Genomic DNA, 2,480 nt, shown 5'->3' on the forward strand with positions numbered 1-2,480 from the left:
ACGCCACCCACCACCAGACGCGACCAGCGCGTCGGTGGATCCGCCGCCGCGCGCCAGCCGAGGCACGAGCAACTGTCCTGCGCGGAGGGCAAGTTGCGGCTCGCCGCTGTGGGCCGCGGCGTCCAGCAGCGCCGCGGACGCCGGGCTGTCGTCGGTGTCCACGAGAACGAACCTGCCGGGGTGCTCGCTCTGGGCCGTCCGGACCAGGCCCCACACCGGGGCGTGGACGAGGTCCGAGACCACGTCACCCGGGCCGGCGGACACCGCGCCGTGCGTCACCACGACGAGCCGCGACGGTGCCTCGCCGGTGTCCGTCGCGCCCGAGTCGGCGAGCCAGGCCTGGATCCGGTCCAGCACGTCGGCCGTGGCCCGCGCCACGGAGTCCGCGAGTCCGGCGTCGGCCGAGGCCGGGGGCGTGCAGTCGATCACGGTCGTACGGTCGGCGGCGGCTTGCGGTTGCTCGGTCGACGAGACCGGAGCGGGGACCCAGTCCAGCCGGAAGAGGCTGTCGGCCGTGTCGTCGGCAGTGCGGGACAGTTGGTCGGCCGTGACCGGCCGCAGGGTGAGGCCCCGCGCCGAGAACACGGGACGGCCGGTGGTGTCTGCCGCGTCGACGGCGACGGTGTCGCCGCCGTTCACGGAGAGCCGGACGCGCAGCGACGACGCGCCGGAGGCCCGCAGGCGCACGCCGTTCCAGACGAACGGCAGGCGGACCGTGGCGCCGCCGGCGCCGATGCCCGTGAGCGCGGCCGCCTGGAGGGCCGCGTCGAGGAGTGCGGGGTGCAGTCCGAAGCGGTTGGCGTTCTCCCGCTGCTCGGCGGGCAGGGCCACCTCGGCGCAGACGTCGTCGGCGACGCGCCAGGCGGCGCGCAGCCCCTGGAAGGACGGGCCGTAGGCGTAGCCCGCCTCGGCCAGGTCCGCGTAGAAGGTGTCCATCGCGATCGGCTGAGCGTCGGCCGGCGGCCACACCTGCCCGTCGTCGGCGTGCTCGGGCGTTGTGCGCTCCGACGCCGTGTGCTCGGGCAGGAGCAGGCCGTCGGCGTTCCTGACCCATTCCCGCTCGGTGTCGTCGTCCGGGCGGGAGTACACGGAGACCGCCCGGCTGCCGTCGGCGCCCGGTGCCGCGACCATCACCTGGACCTGCACTCCACCGTGCTCGGGCAGCACCAGCGGCGCTTCGAGGGCGAGTTCGTCGAGGACGCCGCAGCCTACCGAGTCTCCGGCGCGGATCGCCAGCTCCACGAAGGCCGTACCGGGCAGCAGGACGCTCCCGGCGACCGCGTGGTCCCGCAGCCAGGGGTGCGACGACAGTGACAGCCGCCCGGTGAGCAGGAGTCCCTGCCCGTCGGCCAGGGACACCGAGGCGCCCAGCAGCGGGTGGCCCTCGCCGGTGAGCCCCAGCCCGGTCGCGTCGTCGGCTCCGGCGGCGGAGACGTCGCGCAGCCAGTAGCGCTGGTGCTGGAAGGTGTAGGTCGGCAGGTCGACATGGGCGTCGCCCTCACCGACGAGCGGCGTCCAGTCCACGGTCAGGCCGTTGACGAACGCTTCCGTCAGCGCGGCGGTGAAACGCTCCTGTCCGCCCTCGCCCCGGCGCAACGTGCCCAGCACGACCGCGTCGGCGTCCGCGGACTCGACCGTGCTCTCGACCGGAGTCGTCAGCACCGGGTGCGCGCTCGCCTCGACGAACGCGTCGAAGCCCTGGGCGAGCAGAAGCCTGACCGTCTCCTCGAAGCGGACGGTCTGCCGCAGGTTGGTGTACCAGTACTCCGCGTCGAGAGCAGCCGTCTCCACCCGCCCGGCCGTCACCGCCGAGAAGAACGGGACCGTGGGAGCCTGCGGCTCGATACCCGCCAGCTCGGTGAGCAGCCGCTCCTGGATCGCCTCGACCTGGACGGAGTGCGAGGCGTAGTCCACCGGAACACGCCGCGCCCACACACCCTGCGCCTCACAGACAGCGAGGAGTTCGTCCAAAGCCTGCGGCTCACCGGCCACCGTCACCGAGCCCGGACCGTTCACCGCCGCCACCGACACCCGGCCGCCGTACTCCGCGATCAGCTCGGAGGCACGCTCCACCGGCACCCCCAGCGACGCCATCCCACCCGAACCCGCAAGCTCCAGAATCGCCCGGCTCCGCAACGCGACCACCATCGCCGCGTCCTCCAACGACAACGCACCCGACACACACGCCGCCGCGATCTCACCCTGCGAATGACCCACCACAGCGGCAGGCACGACACCGAACGACCGCCACAGCTCCGCCAGCGACACCATCACCGCCCACAACACCGGCTGCACCACATCCACCCGGTCCAGCCACTCGTCGTCCGACGACCGCAGGATCGCGGTGAGCGACCAGTCGACATGAGCCGCCAGCGCCGTCTCGCACTGCTCGATCCGCTCCGCGAACACCTGCGAGGACTCCAGCAGACCGGCCGCCATCCCCACCCACTGCGACCCCTGCCCCGGAAAGACGAACACCG

The 2,480-nt window shown here is 73.3% G+C and carries 1 protein-coding gene; it reads right to left on the reverse strand.

Annotation, left to right across the window (positions count from 1 at the left end; genetic code table 11):
• Positions 1-2,480: acyltransferase domain-containing protein (locus tag ALMP_RS35330; RefSeq protein ID WP_264935860.1), on the reverse strand; the 2,480-nt coding region annotated here is incomplete at both ends.

This window comes from Streptomyces sp. A012304 (assembly GCF_026008495.1).
Lineage (GTDB): Bacteria > Actinomycetota > Actinomycetes > Streptomycetales > Streptomycetaceae > Streptomyces.